Below are 1,027 nucleotides of genomic sequence, written 5' to 3'. Positions count from 1 at the left end.
CTAGGCCGTGTTTCGTAGGGCGTCGGTGTTGGGGCGTGGCGGTGGTCGCTAATGGGAGAGGTCTCCGGTAGTTGGTTCAGCGACCAAGCTAGAACTTCACACCGGAGACCTCGTGCCGAGCGTAACGGCAGTGAGGCGACATGACCTGACCGACGTGCAGTGGGCGGCGCTGGAGCCGTTGCTGCCTGCCGGAACAGGTCATGCTCGGCCGCGCAGATGGACCATGAGACTGATCATCGACGGGATCCGGTGGCGGGTCCGGACCGGATCGCCGTGGCGCGACGTGCCTGCGCCCTACCCGCCGTGGCAGACCTTGTATCGATGGTTCCGGCGGTGGCAGCGTGACGGTGTCTGGGCGCAGATCCTCACCTCGTTGCAGGCCCGGGCGGACGCAGCGGGGTTGGTCGACTGGACGGTGAGCGTGGACTCGACCATCAGCCGCGCCCACCAGCACGCGGCGGGAGCCCGCCGCGACGGCCAGGCGCAGAAGGAGCCTCCTGGTGGTGTGCAGGCCGAGCCGGCAGATCACGGGCTCGGCCGATCGAGGGGCGGCTGGACCACCAAAACCCATCTGGCCTGCGAGCAGGGCCGCAAACTGATGGCCCTGGTAGTGACCGCCGGACAGCGCGGCGACAGCCCCCAGTTCATCCCCGTGCTGGCCAGGGTCCGCATCCCCCGAGCCGGTGGTGGCCGGCCACGGACCCGCCCCGACACCGTCCTGGCCGACAAGGCGTACACGTCCAAGGCCAACCGCGCCCACCTACGATCCCGAGGCATCCGCGCGTGCATCCCGAGCAAGGCCGACCAGGACGCACACCGCAAGGCCAAAGGCTCCCAAGGCGGACGACCGCCCGCCTTCGACCCCAACCTCTACCGCCTACGCCACGCCGTGGAGTGCGGCATCAACCAGCTCAAACAACACCGCGCCATGGCCACCCGCTACGACAAACTCGCCGTCCGCTACGAAGCCACCCTCACCATCGCCGCCATCAACCAATGGCTCCGCGCCCTACGAAACACGGCCTAG

General features: G+C 68.6%; 1 protein-coding gene. It reads left to right on the top strand.

What is annotated here, in order from left to right; genetic code table 11:
• Positions 1–130 precede the first annotated feature (130 nt).
• On the top strand, positions 131–1,027 hold the full coding sequence (locus HA073_RS30185) for an IS5 family transposase (protein ID WP_166457864.1): 897 nt from the start codon (positions 131–133) through the stop codon (positions 1,025–1,027).

Origin of the sequence: Micromonospora sp. CMU55-4, assembly GCF_011602315.1 — a bacterium.
GTDB lineage: Bacteria > Actinomycetota > Actinomycetes > Mycobacteriales > Micromonosporaceae > Micromonospora > Micromonospora chalcea.
Note: the sequence above shows the minus strand (reverse complement) of the source record. Positions and strands in the feature narration are given on the sequence as shown.